At 47.5% G+C, this 17,845-nt stretch carries 15 protein-coding genes; 11 read left to right on the forward strand and 4 right to left on the reverse strand.

Annotated features, from left to right (window positions below):
* Positions 1 to 72 precede the first annotated feature (72 nt).
* The 8 genes from argJ (at position 73) to Q335_RS0101845 (ending at position 8,940) form a co-directional block, all read left to right on the forward strand.
* Positions 73 to 1,296 carry a bifunctional glutamate N-acetyltransferase/amino-acid acetyltransferase ArgJ gene (gene argJ / locus Q335_RS0101810; protein WP_028357171.1) on the forward strand — a complete coding sequence of 408 codons (1,224 nt, stop codon included), beginning with the start codon at positions 73 to 75 and terminating at the stop codon, positions 1,294 to 1,296.
* A gap of 398 nt (positions 1,297 to 1,694) precedes the next feature.
* A complete protein-coding gene (rplU, locus tag Q335_RS0101815) occupies positions 1,695 to 2,006 on the forward strand; it encodes a 50S ribosomal protein L21 (protein ID WP_028357172.1) in 312 nt (103 codons plus the stop codon).
* Between the two features lie 111 nt (positions 2,007 to 2,117).
* Positions 2,118 to 2,378, forward strand: a complete 261-nt coding sequence (gene rpmA / locus Q335_RS0101820) for a 50S ribosomal protein L27 (RefSeq protein WP_028357173.1) — start codon at positions 2,118 to 2,120, stop codon at positions 2,376 to 2,378.
* Positions 2,379 to 2,603: 225 nt separating this feature from the next.
* Positions 2,604 to 3,701, forward strand: coding sequence for a GTPase ObgE (obgE, locus tag Q335_RS0101825; protein WP_028357174.1), 1,098 nt, complete (start codon positions 2,604 to 2,606; stop codon positions 3,699 to 3,701).
* A 117-nt stretch (positions 3,702 to 3,818) separates the two neighbouring features.
* Positions 3,819 to 4,991 carry a glutamate 5-kinase gene (gene proB, locus Q335_RS08910; protein ID WP_038369214.1) on the forward strand — a complete coding sequence of 391 codons (1,173 nt, stop codon included), beginning with the start codon at positions 3,819 to 3,821 and terminating at the stop codon, positions 4,989 to 4,991.
* A gap of 166 nt (positions 4,992 to 5,157) precedes the next feature.
* Positions 5,158 to 7,968 carry a phosphoenolpyruvate carboxylase gene (gene ppc / locus Q335_RS0101835; RefSeq protein ID WP_028357175.1) on the forward strand — a complete coding sequence of 937 codons (2,811 nt, stop codon included), beginning with the start codon at positions 5,158 to 5,160 and terminating at the stop codon, positions 7,966 to 7,968.
* A 38-nt stretch (positions 7,969 to 8,006) separates the two neighbouring features.
* Positions 8,007 to 8,624 carry an alpha-ketoglutarate-dependent dioxygenase AlkB family protein gene (locus Q335_RS0101840; RefSeq protein ID WP_051532228.1) on the forward strand — a complete coding sequence of 206 codons (618 nt, stop codon included), beginning with the start codon at positions 8,007 to 8,009 and terminating at the stop codon, positions 8,622 to 8,624.
* On the forward strand, positions 8,614 to 8,940 hold the full coding sequence (locus Q335_RS0101845; RefSeq protein ID WP_038369216.1) for a YnfA family protein: 327 nt from the start codon (positions 8,614 to 8,616) through the stop codon (positions 8,938 to 8,940). Before Q335_RS0101840 ends, Q335_RS0101845 begins: the two co-directional genes overlap by 11 nt.
* A gap of 82 nt (positions 8,941 to 9,022) precedes the next feature.
* Here the strand turns inward: Q335_RS0101845 and ilvD are convergent, their stop codons facing one another.
* Positions 9,023 to 10,885 (reverse strand): dihydroxy-acid dehydratase, encoded by a 1,863-nt coding sequence (gene ilvD / locus Q335_RS0101850; protein WP_028357178.1) that lies wholly within the window; start codon positions 10,883 to 10,885, stop codon positions 9,023 to 9,025.
* A gap of 104 nt (positions 10,886 to 10,989) precedes the next feature.
* Positions 10,990 to 11,958 (reverse strand): octaprenyl diphosphate synthase, encoded by a 969-nt coding sequence (gene ispB / locus Q335_RS0101855; protein ID WP_028357179.1) that lies wholly within the window; start codon positions 11,956 to 11,958, stop codon positions 10,990 to 10,992.
* 267 nt (positions 11,959 to 12,225) lie between these two features.
* Between ispB and Q335_RS0101860 the strand changes: the two genes are divergently transcribed.
* A complete protein-coding gene (locus tag Q335_RS0101860) occupies positions 12,226 to 13,098 on the forward strand; it encodes an ATP-binding protein (RefSeq protein ID WP_028357180.1) in 873 nt (290 codons plus the stop codon).
* A 14-nt stretch (positions 13,099 to 13,112) separates the two neighbouring features.
* Positions 13,113 to 14,114, forward strand: coding sequence for a Nudix family hydrolase (locus Q335_RS0101865; RefSeq protein WP_084493500.1), 1,002 nt, complete (start codon positions 13,113 to 13,115; stop codon positions 14,112 to 14,114).
* 11 nt (positions 14,115 to 14,125) lie between these two features.
* On the opposite strand, the gene Q335_RS0101870 is transcribed toward Q335_RS0101865, so the two are convergent.
* Both Q335_RS0101870 and Q335_RS0101875 read right to left on the reverse strand, forming a co-directional pair.
* Entirely contained in the window at positions 14,126 to 15,835 is a 1,710-nt protein-coding gene (locus tag Q335_RS0101870) for an AMP-binding protein (protein WP_028357182.1), read from the reverse strand.
* Positions 15,836 to 15,914: 79 nt separating this feature from the next.
* Positions 15,915 to 16,535, reverse strand: coding sequence for a TetR/AcrR family transcriptional regulator (locus Q335_RS0101875; protein ID WP_028357183.1), 621 nt, complete (start codon positions 16,533 to 16,535; stop codon positions 15,915 to 15,917).
* 129 nt (positions 16,536 to 16,664) lie between these two features.
* On the opposite strand from Q335_RS0101875, the gene Q335_RS0101880 reads away from it, so the two are divergent.
* Positions 16,665 to 17,837 (forward strand): isovaleryl-CoA dehydrogenase, encoded by a 1,173-nt coding sequence (locus Q335_RS0101880; protein ID WP_028357184.1) that lies wholly within the window; start codon positions 16,665 to 16,667, stop codon positions 17,835 to 17,837.
* The last annotated feature ends 8 nt before the right edge of the window (positions 17,838 to 17,845 follow it).

The following is a 17,845-nucleotide window of genomic DNA, read 5'->3' on the forward strand; positions in this document are numbered from 1 at the left end:
GAAAATACCTATATACAAAGAATGGTATAGAATAATTCGTTACAATCTCTTAATTTCACGTTTAACCGTTTTATGGCAGTCAACTTACATATTCCAGAAAATGACCAAATATTTGCGGTAGCAGGTGTTGACATTGGCACCAGTCATGCTGGCATCAAAAATAAACATAACAAAGACTTAACCGTGTTTCGCTTTAGTCCAGGTACCCAAGTCGCGGGGGTATTTACCCGTAATCGCTTTCGTGCTGCTCCGGTTCAAATATGTGAAAACTCACTACGCTGTGGTAATGATATACGTGCCCTTTTAATCAACACTGGCAATGCCAATGCAGGCACGGGGATTGATGGCGTCGAACGTGCCTTGCAAACCCGTAAGGCGCTGGCGCTAGAGCTCGGTCTTACTGCCGAACAAGTCCTGCCTTTCTCGACGGGCGTGATCATGCAAGCCCTGCCACACGAAAAAATCATCAAAGCTATACCTGCGGCCGTCAAAGACTTAAACGCCCATCATTGGTTCGAAGCGGCACACAGTATCATGACAACCGATACCCTGCCTAAGATTAGCTCACGCCAATTTACCCTAAATGGTAGAGTCATCACGATTACAGGTATCAGTAAGGGTGCCGGCATGATTAAGCCGAATATGGCCACTATGTTAAGTTTTGTGGCGACCGATGCCGAAATTGATTGCGAACTACTCAAGCAAATGACAACTGAGATTGCGAATCAGAGTTTTAATCGCATCACGGTCGATGGAGATACTTCAACCAATGACTCTTTTATTATTGCAGCGACCGCCCAAAGCGGCCTAGAAATCACCCCACAAGCGCCCTACTTCCAAGAATTCAAACAGCATTTACTCGATATTTGTCTCGATCTAGCCAAAAAAATTATTCGCGATGCCGAAGGGGCGACCAAATTAATTACCCTTCATGTCACCGATGCAGGCAATCAAGACGAAGCCCTTAAGGTTGCCTACGCTATTGCTCACTCTCCTCTGGTCAAAACGGCCTTTTATGCCAGCGACGCTAATTTGGGTCGAATTCTAGCGGCGATTGGTTATGCGGGCATAGACGATCTAGACCCCAACACCATAAAACTTTGGATTGGCGATGTCTTAGTTTCGAGTCAAGGCGGATTGCAACCTGATTACACCGAAGATAGCATTCATCACCTTATGCAAGCTAACGAAATCGATGTGACAGTGTCTTTAGGCAGGGGCCATCACACTGAAATCGTCTATACGTGTGATTTAAGCCACGAATATATCTCAATTAATGCGGATTACCGCACTTAATTTCTTGATTTATTTGCTATTTTTAGAATTTCAGGGTTATAATGGAGAGCTTACATAAAAGGGTGTTTGTAATCTTATAATACTCATTTAGAGTATAAGTGATGTGAGCTTATAGAGAAGTCTATAGAGAACATATCAGAGAAACTCATAGAGAGCATATTCATAGAGAGCATATAGAGTTATATGTCGAATGATGTGTCGAGTGATATGGCGCGAGTGATGTGTCGATTTATGTGACTCGAAGTTCTCAACAAAAGCTCTTCACCAGAGTTTCCCACAAAAGATTACAACGGACAACCCTTAGAATCTTGGAAATTGGGCTTATTTTATAAATTTATTATTTATAAATAATCCCAGTTATTATTTTAACTAACTTAAAAGTTATAGAGGAAAGCCACATGTATGCGGTCATAAAAACCGGCGGCAAACAATATCGTGTTGCCCAAGGCGAAAAAATCAAGGTAGAACAGATACCTGCAGACATCGGGCAAGAAATATCGCTAGACCAAGTATTATCAGTTGGCGAAGGTGAATCACTCAAAATTGGTACACCTTTGGTTGCTGGTGCTACGGTTACGGCCAAAGTTCTTGCACACGGACGTCATGACAAGGTAAAAATCTTCAAAATGCGTCGTCGCAAGCACTACCAAAAGCGTCAAGGTCATCGTCAGAACTACACAGAGATCGAAATCGCTGCAATCAACGCTTAAGTTAAGGCACTTTAATTAAGTCATTTAGTCAGCTTTAGACCCAAGGTTTCTAAGTTGGCAAGCAGCTAAAAGATCAGTTCTGCATTCTTAATCTATTTATAGGAGCTAAACATGGCACACAAGAAAGGTGGTGGTTCAAGCCGCAACGGTCGTGATTCAGAATCTAAACGCTTAGGTGTAAAAGCCTACGGCGGTCAACAAATCCCAGCGGGTTCAATTATCGTACGCCAACGTGGTACACGTTTTCATGCAGGTGAAGGCGTTGGCATGGGCAAAGATCACACATTATTCGCTTTAGTCAATGGTGAGGTTAAATTCTCTACCAAAGGCGCACTTAATAAGCAAACAGTGTCTGTCGTTGCTGCTGAATAAGCACACAACAACGCCAAGCACGCTTGGCACGACTGTTAATCCCAAAGACCGTTCATGACATGAACGGTCTTTTTTGTATTGAATAGTCATCAAATTAGCCGTCAAATCGCCAAAGGTACTTGGCTTGGATGCCGTATTTATACTTGGCGCTTGGTGCATTCAGTATAATTATCTATTATTATGCAAAGCAATCACTCTGGATTGCCTCTCACAAAGACTTAGCTTATGAAATTTGTAGACGAAGCCAAAATTGAAGTTATCGCAGGCAAAGGTGGCAATGGTTCCGCCAGTTTCCGTCGCGAAAAATTTATTCCCAAAGGCGGTCCCGATGGAGGTGATGGTGGTCGTGGAGGCAGTATTTATGCAGTGGCTGACCGTAACATCAATACCTTAATTGACTTTCGTTATGCACGCCTACACCGCGCTCGCAACGGCGAAAATGGTCGAGGCTCGGATCAATACGGTGCCGGCGCCGACGACATTATTTTGCGCATGCCTGTAGGGACCATGGTGTATGACGAAGAAAGTGGTGAGCTCTTATGTGATCTCAAACATCACGGCGAACAAATCACCCTCGCCAAAGGCGGTGAAGGTGGTCTCGGTAATTTGCACTTTAAATCTAGCGTCAATCGCGCGCCCAGACAATTCACTTATGGTAAAGAAGGCGAACACAAAAAACTGCGCCTCGAGCTGAAAGTCTTAGCCGATGTTGGCCTCTTAGGCATGCCAAATGCAGGCAAATCGACATTTATTAGTCGTGTTTCTAATGCCAAACCCAAAATCGCCGATTATCCCTTTACGACCCTCTACCCTAATTTAGGTATGGTGCGAACTGAGGATTCACGCAGTTTTGTGGTGGCTGATATTCCAGGTTTAATTGAGGGCGCCTCAGAAGGGGCCGGTCTAGGTCATCAGTTCCTCAAGCACTTAGCACGTACGCGGGTATTATTACACCTCGTCGATGTCGCAAGTTTAGATCCCGATACGGATCCCCTTGAAAAAGCGGTCAAGGACATCCAAGCTTTGCAAGTGGAACTTAAACGCTACGATGAGAATTTATATAACAAACCCCGTTGGCTAGTACTCAACAAGATCGATATGGTTGAAGATCCTGAACAGTTGCAAGCCAGTCTTTGTCAGCGTTTAGGGTGGCAAGGGCCAGTCTTTAGCATTTCGGCCTTAAGCAACCATGGGGTGCAAAATCTCGTCTATGCTCTTCAAGACTTTTTGGATCAACTCAAGCAAGCAGAGAATCAAGCCCAGGATATCGCAGAAGGTAGTTTCGATTACGATGACCCGCGTTTTGATCCCAATCGTGACTAAATCCCAACGCGTTGTTGGCGCCGAATATCGGTAGTCTTCTGCATTGTAAGCAGCGAGGGTCCTTGCTATCATGTGAGTCTTAAGGACAATTTGTCTGACTTACTGCCAAGGACTAGCATGACTTACTCAGCGACGACTCTTATTCAACGATCTAATCTTGTTATCGTCAAGGTCGGCTCGTCGCTCGTCACCAATAGTGGTAAGGGCATTGATCTGCAGGCCATCAAACAATGGGCAGCGCAGATTGCGCAAATGCGCCAATTACACAAAAAAGTCATCATGGTCTCGAGCGGTGCCGTCGCCGAAGGCATGGCACGCTTAGGGTGGCAGCAACGCCCAAAACAAATCGATGCGCTGCAATGCGCGGCAGCGGTGGGTCAGGTGGGTCTGGCCCAAGCCTATGCCGCCGCTTTTAGCGAGTATCATATCCACACCGCGCAAATTCTCCTTACACACGAAGACCTTGCCGATCGCAACCGTTATATTAACGCGCGTTATGCCCTCAACAAAATGCTCGATGAGGGTGTCTTACCGATAGTCAACGAAAACGATACCATTGCCACCGAAGCCATCAAACTCGGAGACAATGACACGGTTGGCGCCCTAGTTGCCAATTTACTCGAAGCCGGGGCACTGATTATCTTGACCGATCAAGTCGGCTTATTCGATAGCGACCCACGCCACAACCCCAATGCCAAGCTACTTAGACATGTCAAAGCGGGCGATCCTTCACTCGAAAAAATGGCGGGTGGTGCTGGCACTCACGTCGGCACAGGCGGTATGCTCACCAAGGTCTTAGCCGCCAAACGCGCGGCTCGAAGTGGTACTAATACGATTATTGCCTCGGGTCACGAGCCCAATGTGCTGGTGCGTTTGGCTCAGGGTGAGCATATTGGCACCGAGCTGCACTCCGCCACAGAAGTCTTATCCGCGCGTAAACAATGGCTGGCTAATCATCTGCATACGGCCGGGCGCCTCACCATCGATGACGGCGCTGTACACGCCCTCACACAACGCGGTACTAGCTTGCTGCCAGTCGGTGTCACGGCTGTCGACGGTGAATTCAAACGCGGCGATGTCGTCAGCATTCATGATGCCAACGGCCACGAAATTGCCCGAGGGCTAAGCAATTTTAGCTCTTCGGATGCACGCCGTATTATGCGTAAATCAACCACGCAGATCGAAGAGATCTTAGGCGGTATTTCTGATTACGATATCGTGCATCGCAATAATATGATTCTGGCCTCCTTCCAAGCTGAACGCCACCCCCCCTCATCCTCAAATTCATAAGTCATCGTGGGGGCCGCCACTCACGTCTAATCGCTTATACCTAGAATTAGCAAAGGTTTTTGATAAGTATCAGGCAACTGCTTATACTAAAAAATATCCCACGTTTTTTAATCCCGTGTGATTAGCCCAATTGCCACGGCTTGTCACTATGGACTTGAGGTGTTTCATGCTTGCACATACTCCATCAAACCAAGAATTCAAAGCAGATATTCGCTTGCTCGGGCGACTTTTGGGGCAGGCGCTCAAACAAAGCAACGGCGAGGAACTTTACAACCACGTTGAAATGCTGCGACGCAATGCCGTCAGTCGTCGCCGTCAAGGCCAACGCATTGATTTTCAGAGTTTAAACGACAAAGTCAAACAACTCTCGCCGCAGGACATCAAGCTCATCTGTCGTGCCTTTAGTTATTTTTTACATTTATCGAATATTGCAGAAGACCGTCAGCACCAAGTGACACCCCCTAGTGCCAACGAACAAGCTCATAGTATCGCGCATACACTCACGAAGCTACATCAACATGGCTATGACAATGCACAATTGCTCGATTTTTTGGCGCATAGTCTGATTGTGCCCGTCCTTACGGCTCATCCCACCGAAGTTCAACGCAAAAGCACCTTAGATTTACATCATCATATTGCCGAGCGCCTACAGGCGTTGCAACAACAATCACAAGACCAAGAAGACATCACCGCGCAGCTCACGGGCTATATTCAACTGCTATGGCAAACACGCATGCTACGCTCCGAAAAGCTCACTGTAGAAGACGAAATCAGTAACGCACTGAACTACTTTGACTCGACTTTTTTTAGAGCCATCCCCTTGCTCTATCGTCTGCTAGCCAAGCAATTAGGTCTCAACAAGGAACAAGTACTACCGAATTTTCTGAATATGGGTTCCTGGATTGGTGGTGATCGCGATGGCAATCCTTTTGTCGATGAAAAAACCTTACAGCAGGCGGTTTTACAACAAGCCTCGACGGTGTTTACTTTTTATTTACAAGAAGTCCGCCAATTAGCCAATGAGCTCTCTGTCAGTATTCTCAATACCGAAGTGTCCGAGGAACTAAAACACTTAGCCCAAGCCAGTCACGACCAATCTAAGCATCGTGTCGATGAGTTGTACAGGCGCGCGGCCATTGGGATTTATGCACGTTTATGCGCCAGTGCCAAAGTCCTCACGCAAGGCCATATCCACAAAAAACAAGCGGCACTGGCTCAACCTTATCAATCAGCGGACGAATTTCTTAAAGATCTAGAAATCATTGCCGAATCACTGCTCGCCAATGGTGCAGAGCATATTTATAGCCTGTATGTACAGGATTTAATCTATGCTGTACGTATTTTTGGTTTTCATTTGGCGACCATTGACTTACGCCAAAGCTCTGACGTACATGAGCGTGTGTTTACCGATATTTATTATCGCAGTGGTTTGCAACACCAGGGCAAAGCCATCGCCTATGATCAACTGTCAGAAGCCGAGCGGGTCGAGCTCTTACTTCAAGAACTCAAGCACAATCGTCCTTTAGTCTCACGTTGGCAAACCTATCATCCCGAAACCGAAAAAGAGTTAGACATCCTCAGAACGGCTGCCAAAATTCGTAAAATCTACGGTCATCGTGCACTGCGCCAAAGCATTGTTTCACATACTGAAACCCTTAGTGACTTGCTCGAAGTCTTGGTCTTGCAACAAGAAACAGGCTTGCTGACCATGCAACGTGATAGCAAAGGCCAAATCATGCCTTTTGCAAATCACGATGGGTTATTAGTGGTGCCTTTGTTTGAGACCATTCCTGACCTAGAAGCCGCCGCTACCATCATGGATAATTGGTTGTCAATCGATGCCGTCAAACAACGGATCCAAGAAACTCAAGACGGCATCCAAGAGGTGATGTTAGGTTACTCCGACAGCAACAAAGATGGCGGTTATCTGACCTCCAACTGGTCTTTGTACAAAACAGAACTCGCCCTGGTCAAAGTATTTAAAAAACACCATATCCGTTTGCGTTTATTCCATGGCCGCGGCGGGTCTGTCGGTCGTGGCGGCGGCTCTAGTTTTGATGCGATTTTGGCGCAGCCCGCCGGCACTGTGAATGGTCAAATTCGCTTGACCGAACAAGGCGAAGTGATCCAATCCAAATACAAAACCGTTAGTGCTGGTTTACGCAGTCTCGAGCAGTTAGTCGCGGCCACTCTGCAAGCCAGCTTACTGAGCAGCCAAAAAGTCAGCGCCGAACAAGAACAAGATTTTCAGAAGATTACCGCTTTTTTGTCGACGATTTCTGAGCAACATTACCGTGACTTAGTCTATGGCACCGAGGGTTTTGAGCAATACTTTTTTGAGTCTACACCCGTCACAGAGATTGCGAACTTGAACATTGGATCACGTCCTTCCTCACGCAAAGCCAAGGCGCAAATCAGTGCCTTACGAGCCATACCGTGGAGTTTTTCGTGGGCTCAATGTCGCCTCATGATCCCTGGCTGGTATGGCATGGGTCAAGCGCTCAGCACCTATATCGAAAAAGGGTTGCCCGATTCAAAATTAAGTAGCGCTGAGCGCATCGCTAAATTGCAATATATGAGTCAACATTGGCCTTTCTTTAAGACTTTATTATCCAACACAGAAATGGTCTTGGCCAAATCAGACCTGGAGATTGCTCGCCACTACAGCACCTTGGTACATGATCAAGCATTACGTAACCGCATCTTTGGTAAACTCGAAAAAGAATACGAGCTAACCCTCAAGATGATTGCCATTATTAACGGCGGCGATTTGTTAAGTGATGATCCTGAATTGGCACAGTCCTTACAAGAGCGCTTTGCGTATATTGATCCGCTCAATTACCTACAAGTGGAGGTTTTACGGTTACTGCGCCATAGTAACAATGAGCAAGACAATGCTCAGGATCTGCTTAATCTTCGCAAAAGTGTACTGTTGACCATTAATGGGATTGCTTCGGGCCTTCGGAATAGTGGTTAGCAAGGACTAATTAACCCAGCCCCCAAATGACGCTTGTGATGAACTCAAATCATACCGCCCCCGCCTCGCTCATCAATCGCCTGCCTTACGAGGGCGAAGTCTATGACTATGGTGTGATTTATACGCCTAGCGAGGCGGATGATTTATTTGCAAACTTGCTGACTGAGCTCAATTGGCAAGCCGAGCACATCCGCCTCTTTGGCAAAACCCATATCACCAAGCGCCTAAGTAGCTGGCATGGTGATAAGGCCTATAGCTATAAATACGCGGGTTTCTTGCGACAAGCTCAACCTTGGACGCCAACGCTGCAACGCATCAAACAGCATATCCAACGTCTCTGTGCTTGTGACTTTAATAGTTGTTTGGCAAATTTATATCATAATGGTAGTGAGGCCATGGGCTGGCATAGTGATAACGAAAGTAGTCTGCAAAAAAACGCGGCGATTGCCTCTCTCAGTCTGGGGGCTGAAAGGCGCTTTGTTTTCAAGCACAAAAGCACACAAGAAAAACTTAGTTTTAGTTTGCCTCACGGTAGTTTACTCGTCATGGCTGGTACAGTCCAAGAACACTGGTGGCACAGTTTACCTGCCAGCAAAAAAATCCATCAAGCACGCATTAATCTTACCTTTCGGACCATGCTTGAACATGCTTGTTAGTCTGCTTTTATATGCCATCACGGCTTTTTTTGAAATTCTGGGGTGCTATAGCATTTTGCAATTGAGCCAAAAGCAGCAGCCGCTGTTATTTGGCCTACTCGCCGTACTCAGCTTAGCCCTTTTTGGCTATTTATTGACCTTGCACGATAGTAGCCCTGGGCGTGTCTACGCCGCGTATGGGGGTGTTTATGTGTTGGTTTCTCTATTCTGGCTCTGGCTCGTCGATCATGTCAGCCCTAGTGTCACCGATCTGATTGGTGTCACACTCACGCTGGGTGGAGCCATGGTGATTATTCTGGGCGAGCTCAGACACTAAACCCCTGCTCCAAGGCAGGGGTTTAGCTCTTCATCCTGTCAAACAGTGACAACATCAACCATTTGCCACAGGCGCACAGTGTTTATTTGGGTTCAATTTGACTGACGTCACGCACGGCACCACGATCGGCCGAGGTCGCCATTGCTGCATAAGCACGCAAGGCTTGTGAAACCACCCGTTGACGTGTTGCAGGTCGCCAAGCTTGGGCTCCTTTGGCCAACATGGCTAGCTTTCTAGCGGCTAACTCAGACTCTGGCACATCAAGGTGGATGCGACGATTCGGGATATCGATGTGAATCACGTCACCACTTTCGACCAGAGCAATGGTACCACCCTCTGCGGCTTCTGGAGAAGCATGACCAATCACTAACCCTGAGGAGCCCCCAGAAAAGCGCCCATCTGTAAAGAGTGCGACCTCTTTGCCTAGACCCTTGGATTTAATGTAAGACGTCGGATACAACATCTCCTGCATACCAGGCCCTCCTTTTGGACCTTCGTAGCGAATGATAATAACATCACCCGCTTGGACCTGATCATTCAGGATCCCTTCGGTAGCCTCTTCTTGACTCTCAAAAATAACGGCTTTGCCCGTGAAGGTAAGAATACTTTCATCGACACCGGCAGTTTTTACGATACAGCCATTTTCGGCGAGATTACCGTAAAGCACGGCTAAGCCACCATCCTGGGAATAGGCGTGAGCACGATCACGAATACAGCCGTTGGCGCGATCTAAGTCAAGGCTAGGATAATAACGCTCTTGGCTAAAGGCCTGAGTCGTACGTACACCGCCTGGCATCGCCAAAAAGCGTTGTTTAGCTTCGTCTAGCGCCTGATCGCTCAACACATCCCATTGTTGTAGAGCATGGCCTAGACTAGGCGCATGAATACTTGAAACGGAGGTATCGAGCAAATTAGCACGATTTAGCTCTGCCAAAATGCCTAACACTCCGCCAGCTCTGTGCACGTCTTCCATGTGGTATTTGTTGGTTGCCGGTGCAACCTTGCAAAGACAAGGCACATGACGAGAAATCCTATCGATATCGGCCATGGTGAAATCTACGCCAGCTTCTTGAGCCGCGGCCAAAAGGTGTAAAACGGTATTGGTCGAGCCGCCCATCGCTACATCGAGAGACATGGCATTTTCGAAGGCAGGCTTCGTAGCAATGCGACGAGGCAAAACAGAGTCATCACCTTGTTCGTAATAGCGCTTGCAAAGTTCCACTACTAAATTACCAGCATCTAAGAACAGTTGTTTACGGCGAGCATGCGTCGCTAACAAACTGCCATTGCCTGGTAAAGAGAGCCCCAGCGCTTCGGTCAGACAGTTCATAGAGTTAGCCGTAAACATGCCTGAACAGGAACCACAGGTCGGACAGGCGTTTTGTTCGACTGCTTCGGTCTGAGCATCTGAGACATTGCTATCGGCCGCCATAATCATGGCGTCGACCAAATCCAGTTTAATGATTTTTTGTTCACCCTCTGCTTGCACTTTGCCTGCTTCCATAGGACCACCCGAGACAAATACCACGGGTATATTTAGACGCAACGCAGCTAACAACATACCGGGAGTGATTTTGTCACAGTTAGAAATACAGACCATGGCGTCGGCACAATGCGCATTGACCATGTATTCGACTGAATCAGCGATTAATTCACGTGACGGCAAAGAATACAACATGCCTGAATGCCCCATGGCAATGCCATCGTCGACAGCAATGGTATTGAATTCTTTGGCGATACCGCCGGCCGCCTCAATTTGCCGTGCAACCAGTTGCCCCATATCCTTCAGGTGTACATGACCAGGTACAAATTGTGTAAAAGAATTGACCACAGCAATAATAGGCTTACCAAAATCTGCATCGGTAACACCAGTGGCACGCCATAAAGCGCGTGCCCCTGCCATATTACGGCCATGAGTGGATCGTTTGGAGCGATAGTCGGGCATAAAAATTCCTTGTAATTAAAGTTGGTAATGGACGAGCTAAAATACCTCCGTTAAGGGAAAACACTTAAGGGACTTAACGAAAAATAATGAATGTTTTTAGCTGATTAACGGTCGCGTGCTACCGTAAATTTACTGAGTGCCAACAAAGCATTTTTGTAGTCAGACTCAGGGAAATATTGTAAAGCTTGTTCTGCTTTGTGAGCCTCAGCCTCGGCTTGAGCACGGGTAAACGCTAGGGCGTCTGTGCTAGTAATGGCAGCGGCGATTTGCGCAAAATCGGCATCGCCCTTACGGATGGCTTCTTTGATCAGTGCACTTTGTTCGGGCGTGCCATTTTCCATGACACGAATGAGTGGTAGCGTCGGTTTACCTTCTCGTAAATCATCTCCGACGTTTTTGCCGAGGGCCTCGGCCTGACCAGAATAGTCAAGAACATCATCAATCAATTGGAAAGCCGTGCCCACATGGCGGCCGTAATCGGCGGCCGCTTGGCGCTGCTCAGGGCTAACATTAGCGATAATTGCGCCAATTTCGGCCGCTGCTTCAAAGAGTTTGGCCGTTTTGTAGCGCACGACTTGCATATAGCGCTCGATGGTGACATCTGGGTCGTGAATATTGAGTAATTGCAGGACTTCACCTTCGGCGATGACGGTGGTGGCGGCCGAGAGCACTCGCATGACTTCCATGGAGTCGACCGCAACCATCATCTCAAATGAGCGCGAATACAAATAGTCACCCACTAACACACTGGCGGCATTACCAAAGATCGCATTTGCTGTCTGACGGCCACGACGCATATCAGACTCGTCCACCACATCATCGTGTAACAGGGTGGAAGTGTGAATAAATTCGACGACCGCCGCCAATTCGTGGTGATGTGTACCCTCCTGGTAACCTAAGGCTTTGGCGATCATGAGTACCATTGCTGGACGAAGACGCTTACCGCCGGCACTGATAATATATTCACCAATGGTGCGGATCATCACGACATCCGAATTAAGATGTGCTCTAATCACGCCATTGACGGCCTGCATATCCGCCTTGATGGGACTCATGATATCAATAATACTCAAAACCTTTCCCCAGATGACTAAAAAATAATAGTAATGCCAGTGCTGGCATTACTATGCATTGACTATTACAAGTCTATATTATAAGGTTGATTTTTTACAAAGTCTTGAAAAATATCAGAGCTACCGATATGCAAGACGACCTGCACCGTGGCCTGATCGCTGGCGTCAACCCTAGCTATGGCACCCTTTTGGCATACCTATGGCGTGCTTATCAGTCTCTCTTAACACGCATTATTGTTAGCCCTAATTCACACTAAGGTATCTACCATGTCGCAAGCCAATTTATCTGAACTCATCGTCAGCGCCCACCAAGTGCTACAGCAATTACAGGCTTGGCTACCGCCGGTGCCTCCTCAGAACGATTGGCGGGCCATCGCTTACCGCTGGCGCACTTGTAACAATACCTCTTGGCTCGAGCCCATTAAGCATGTTGATACCATAGAAACAGCTGACTTAATGCATATTGAACGCCAAAAAACGATTATTGAGCGCAATACGCAGCATTTTGTCGAAGGCAAACCCGCTAATAATGTACTCATGACAGGTGCCCGTGGCACCGGCAAGAGTTCATTGGTCAAGGCTATGCTAAATCAATTTGCGAGCCAAGGTTTGCGTCTAGTGGAAGTCGACAAAAGCGATTTGGGTGACCTGAACGAGATTGTAGATGTACTCAGTGAGCGTCCAGAGCGCTTTATTATTTTCTGTGATGATTTGTCTTTCGAAGAGGGCGAAGTCAGTTACAAGGCGCTCAAATCGGTGCTTGATGGCACTGTCTCTGCCGCTGCGGATAATGTCTTGGTCTATGCCACCTCGAATCGTCGCCATCTCATGCCTGAACGCATGAGCGATAACGATAGCTATCAGCACATGTCAGACGGTGAAATCCATCCAGGAGAAACTGTCGAAGAAAAGATCTCACTCTCTGAGCGCTTTGGCATTTGGCTTTCCTTTTATCCATTTAAACAAGAGGATTACCTCAGCATTGTTTACTATTGGTTAGAGCAATTTGGCTGCCCGGCCGATGCAATTGCAGAGAGTCGTACCGAAGCACTACAATGGACGCTTGAGCGAGGCTCGCGTTCAGGTCGCGTCGCCAAGCACTTTGCCCGTGATTGGGCCGCCCGTCATTTATCCAAATAAAATCTTCCCCGTTTATGTCCGAACCTTCGCAAACCGCCCCGCTTAGTCGCGAGCAAAAACCTTTTTTTCATTGTGCCATTGCCGTCATTGTCAATGACAAAGGTGAGGTGTTATTGGGGCAACGACCCGCCGATAAACCTTGGGCCGGTTGGTGGGAGTTTCCTGGTGGCAAACTCGAAGTTGGCGAGACTGTGCAAGACGCGCTCATTCGTGAGCTTAAAGAAGAACTCGACATTTGTATTACTGAATCGCGCCCATGGGTGACTTTTCATTACGAATACCCAAGCACCCGAGTCTTACTGGAGTTTTGCAGGGTGACCGCTTGGCATGGCGAGCCCAAGGGGCTCGAGAATCAGCAATTTGCTTGGACCTTACCACAACACGCTGAGCAATTAGGACAATTATTACCCGCTTCAGTCGCCCCCTTGCGTTGGCTCCAGTTACCTGATTATTATGCCGTCACACCTGCCTTTGCTTACGAGCAACGAGAGGCATTTATGCAGCAACTGCACGTACTGATTAGCAAAGGGATTCGCATGTTGCAGTTTAGACAAGCGCAATGGCCACAAGGCCCTAAGGCTGCCAATCTCAAAGAGATTTTTGATGAAGTTTTGGCGTATTGTCGCCAACATCAGGTCAAATTACTGGTCAACAGCGCCCATCCTAAGTCCTGGTGGCAGCTCGCTGACGGGGTACAGTTACGTTCAAATGACGCCTTACTGCTCGAGCAGCGCCCGCTCGAGCACGATAAATGGGTGGCTGTCTCGGCGCATAATCTGGCCGATCTCCTATACGCGCAAGTCCTGCAAGCCGATTTTTGTGTTCTCGGCCATGTGCAAGCTACCCCTAGCCATCCACACAGCGCTGCTTTAGGGTGGCCACAGTTCCATGAATGGGCCACGCAAGCGGCTTGCCCTGTGTATGCCATTGGTGGCCTGGGCTCTCAGGATCTAGCGCTCGCGCACAAAAATGGCGCCCATGGCATTGCCGCCATACGCGCCCTGTGGCCAGACTAAACGCTCACGCCTTATGACTGATTATCAAACACCGTAGCGGTGATCTGCAGTTCCTCTATAAGTGCTTCACGTAAGCGATACTTTTGGATCTTACCAGAGGCGGTCATAGGGAATTCCTTATAGAATCGGAAGTAGCGCGGGATCTTATGAAAAGACAATTGGCTTTTGCAAAATTCCCTGATGCCCTCTTCATTGGGCTCAACCTCTGATTTAAGGATAATGCACGCACATAGCTCCTCGCCGTACTTAGGATCAGGCACGCCGACCACCTGAATATCGACGATATCAGGATGCTTATATAAAAATTCTTCAATTTCTTTGGGGAATAAATTCTCGCCCCCCCGAATGACCATGTCCTTAATGCGACCCGTAATTTGCACGTAGCCTTCTTCATCCATCTGGGCAATATCGCCCGTATGCATCCAGCCATGCTCGTCAATCACTTCTCGGGTTTTGGCCTCGTCGTCCCAGTAGCCGGCCATGACGGAATAGCCGCGTACGCAGAGCTCACCTCTTTCGCCTAAGGGCACAATTTTGTTTTGATCATTAATGATTTTGATCTCGATATGATCCTGCACACGACCGACGGTACTCACCCGCTTTTCTATGCTGTCATTAACGTAACTTTGGATACTCACCGGCGAAGTCTCTGTCATACCATAGGCAATCGTGATGTCTTTGAGGTGCATGAGATTGACGACACGCACCATAATTTCTCTGGGGCAAGGGCTGCCGGCGGCAATACCAGTGCGCAGGCTTTGGTAGTTGTATTTTTTGAAGTCTGGATGATCTAACATCGCAATCAACATCGCTGGCACGGCATTAATGGAGGTGCATTTTTCGGACTCAATGCCCTGGAGTGTGGTGCTGACATTAAACGAATAATCGGTATAGATGGAAGCCGCCCCATAACAGCAAGCGGTGAGTGTACCCAATACCATACCAATACAGTGGAACAACGGTACCGGCAGGCATAAACGATCTTGGCTAGTGAGTGCCAACCGTTGACCCACAAAAATCGCGTTATTGAGCATGCCATGATGCGTCAGCATCGTACCCTTGGGTTGGCCTGTGGTGCCCGATGTAAATTGGATATTGATTGTATCGTCGCAGTCTAGTGTGTTTTCTATTTGGTGTAATTTGTAGAGGTGCTCGTCACTGGCGGGCTGCAATAAATCAGCAAAATCACGTATCCCGCCCTCATCACTTTTGCACAGTTTGATGACATATTTGAGTGAAGGTAATTTAGCCAGAGAGGGCGTGGACGTGGATGAGGATAAGGTGGCTAATTCTGGGGCGAGTGATCTGAGGATTTGCTCGTAATTGGTGCTCTTGAAGGTGGGGGCAATAATTATCCCTACACAACTGACTTTGTTGAGTACATATTCGAGCTCAAAGGCACGATATGCGGGATTCAAATTAACCAGGATAATTCCTGCCTTGGCAGTTGCAAATTGAATCACCGACCATTCCCAACAATTGGGTGACCAGATTGCCAATCGATCGCCTGGTTTGAGGCCCATGGCCAATAAATTAGCCGCCACATTTTCGACGACTTGATGTAACTCAGCATAGGTAAAACGCTTGTCTTGGTGAATACTCACAAGCGCTTCTTGTTGCGCAAATTGTTGACAGACCTCATCAAACCGCTGACCGATGGTAACGCCACACAATGGCGTCGTACCCGTGCCTGAACTATAGCTGATTTTTTGTGAATGCATGCTTGCCTCCAGTTGTAGTGACATTCATAAAAAGTAGTGCAAAGTTTATTGGTATGGTAGTGCTGATGTTTGCAACGCGTTATTGTTGTGCTTGAATTGCTGCCACACTAAATTGTGCAACCTGCTCGGCGATTTTAGTATTGTGGTTAGTACTGACTGTCTGCGCCTGCGCACCATCCAAGTCTTCAATCACGGCATACGTCATAGTGCCCACAATACATAGTGCTAGTGTGTTGAGCTTGCCTGCGCTGTAATGCTTATGCTTTAAGCATTGCGTGACGATCTTGAGGATTTGCTGCTTGAGCAATTCTTTACAATTAAAACGCGCATACTCGAGATCGCTATTAATCGGCTCAAACATCAGCGCATAGGCGAGTCGCGGGTTATTGAGAGCACGTTTGACAAAGACTCTGACGGCCTTATAAAGCTTATCCTCAGACTTCAACTCCGAACTCGCAATAGCGCTCAACACATCCACCTCTTTTTGGGTGGCACTCTGTAGTGTTTCGATCAGAATGGCATTTTTGTTTTTGAAATACTGATACACCAGACCACTCGAAATCCCAGCGTCTTCGGCAATATTGTGTACTAAGGCATTGGCAAAACCGCCTTGACTTAATAAGTGTCTAGTGCTGTCTAAAATGGCTTGGCGATTTTCCGCCAAACGTCGTTGCATTAATTTTGATCGTTTGTAACCCATAAAAAATTTCTCAATCATTGAACAAATGAATTATATTTAATTTTTTAAATCATTATTCACTTTTTTTGCAAGCTTGTGTAATATAAAGATCATGAATCAGCAATTCATGCCTAAACGTGAGGAGACATCATGGACTTGCAAAGTATAAATTTTGGAATGAGTGAGGACACGTTGCAACTGCGCCAAGCAGTGGCGGAATTTTGCCAACGTGAAATTGCCCCGCGGGCGGCCAGCATCGAGCAGGAGAATTTTTTTCCAGCTGATCTCTGGCGTAAACTTGGAGATATGGGCCTGTTAGGAATCACCGTGCCCGAGCAATATGGTGGTGCGGGACTCGGTTATCTGGACCATGTCGTCGTCATGCAAGAAATCTCGCGCGCCAGTGCAGCAGTCGGCTTATCCTATGGCGCTCATTCAAATCTCTGTGTAAACCAAATTAAACGCAATGGTTCCGACGCCCAAAAACAAAAATACCTACCCAAGTTAATCTCTGGCGAATATATAGGCGCCCTCGCGATGTCCGAACCCAATGCCGGTTCCGATGTAGTCAGTATGCAACTACAGGCTCAAGCCAAAGACGATTATTTTGTGCTCAATGGTTCCAAGATGTGGATTACCAATGGTGGCGATGCCGACGTCGTGGTGGTCTATGCCAAAACTGCTCCCGAGCTTGGCCCCAAAGGCATCACCGCCTTTATCATCGAAAAAGATATGCCTGGTTTTAGTCATGGTTCCCATTTAGACAAATTGGGCATGCGCGGCTCCAATACCTACCCGCTTTTTTTTGACAATGTCAAAGTGCCTGCCAGTCATGTGTTAGGACAGCTTAATCAAGGCGTGCAAGTGCTCATGAGTGGCTTGGATTTTGAACGCGCTGTGCTCAGCGCGGGTCCGCTTGGCATTATGGATGCATGTTTTGATTTGGTCTTACCCTATGTTCACGAACGGCAACAATTTGGTCAGGCCATCGGCCAGTTCCAATTAATTCAAGGGAAATTGGCAGATATGTACGCCACAGCCCTAGCCTGCAAAGCCTTGGTCTATGGTGTGGCACGGGCGCTTGATCAAAACAGCCATCATCGGAGCCAACGTAAGGACGCCGCCAGCGCTATTTTATATGCCGCCGAAAAAGCCACCTGGATGGCAGGCGAAACCATTCAATTATTCGGTGGCAATGGCTATATCAACGAATATGCCTGCGGTCGCTTGTGGCGTGATGCCAAACTTTACGAAATCGGCGCGGGCACGTCAGAAATCAGACGGATGTTGATTGGTCGTGAACTTTTTAATGAAACTAAATAAAGACTGCC

It is taken from the genome of Brackiella oedipodis DSM 13743 (assembly GCF_000621025.1).
Lineage (GTDB): Bacteria > Pseudomonadota > Gammaproteobacteria > Burkholderiales > Burkholderiaceae_B > Oligella > Oligella oedipodis.

Excerpts from the sequence above, each read along its gene's own strand:
- argJ (WP_028357171.1), top strand. The coding sequence starts at position 73 with ATGGCAGTCAACTTACATATTCCAGAAAATGACCAAATATTTGCGGTA.
- rplU (WP_028357172.1), top strand. The coding sequence starts at position 1,695 with ATGTATGCGGTCATAAAAACCGGCGGCAAACAATATCGTGTTGCCCAA.
- rpmA (WP_028357173.1), top strand. The coding sequence starts at position 2,118 with ATGGCACACAAGAAAGGTGGTGGTTCAAGCCGCAACGGTCGTGATTCA.
- obgE (WP_028357174.1), top strand. The coding sequence starts at position 2,604 with ATGAAATTTGTAGACGAAGCCAAAATTGAAGTTATCGCAGGCAAAGGT.
- proB (WP_038369214.1), top strand. The coding sequence starts at position 3,819 with ATGACTTACTCAGCGACGACTCTTATTCAACGATCTAATCTTGTTATC.
- ppc (WP_028357175.1), top strand. The coding sequence starts at position 5,158 with ATGCTTGCACATACTCCATCAAACCAAGAATTCAAAGCAGATATTCGC.
- Q335_RS0101840 (WP_051532228.1), top strand. The coding sequence starts at position 8,007 with ATGAACTCAAATCATACCGCCCCCGCCTCGCTCATCAATCGCCTGCCT.
- Q335_RS0101845 (WP_038369216.1), top strand. The coding sequence starts at position 8,614 with ATGCTTGTTAGTCTGCTTTTATATGCCATCACGGCTTTTTTTGAAATT.
- ilvD (WP_028357178.1), bottom strand. The coding sequence starts at position 10,885 with ATGCCCGACTATCGCTCCAAACGATCCACTCATGGCCGTAATATGGCA.
- Q335_RS0101860 (WP_028357180.1), top strand. The coding sequence starts at position 12,226 with ATGTCGCAAGCCAATTTATCTGAACTCATCGTCAGCGCCCACCAAGTG.
- Q335_RS0101865 (WP_084493500.1), top strand. The coding sequence starts at position 13,113 with ATGTCCGAACCTTCGCAAACCGCCCCGCTTAGTCGCGAGCAAAAACCT.
- Q335_RS0101870 (WP_028357182.1), bottom strand. The coding sequence starts at position 15,835 with ATGCATTCACAAAAAATCAGCTATAGTTCAGGCACGGGTACGACGCCA.
- Q335_RS0101875 (WP_028357183.1), bottom strand. The coding sequence starts at position 16,535 with ATGGGTTACAAACGATCAAAATTAATGCAACGACGTTTGGCGGAAAAT.
- Q335_RS0101880 (WP_028357184.1), top strand. The coding sequence starts at position 16,665 with ATGGACTTGCAAAGTATAAATTTTGGAATGAGTGAGGACACGTTGCAA.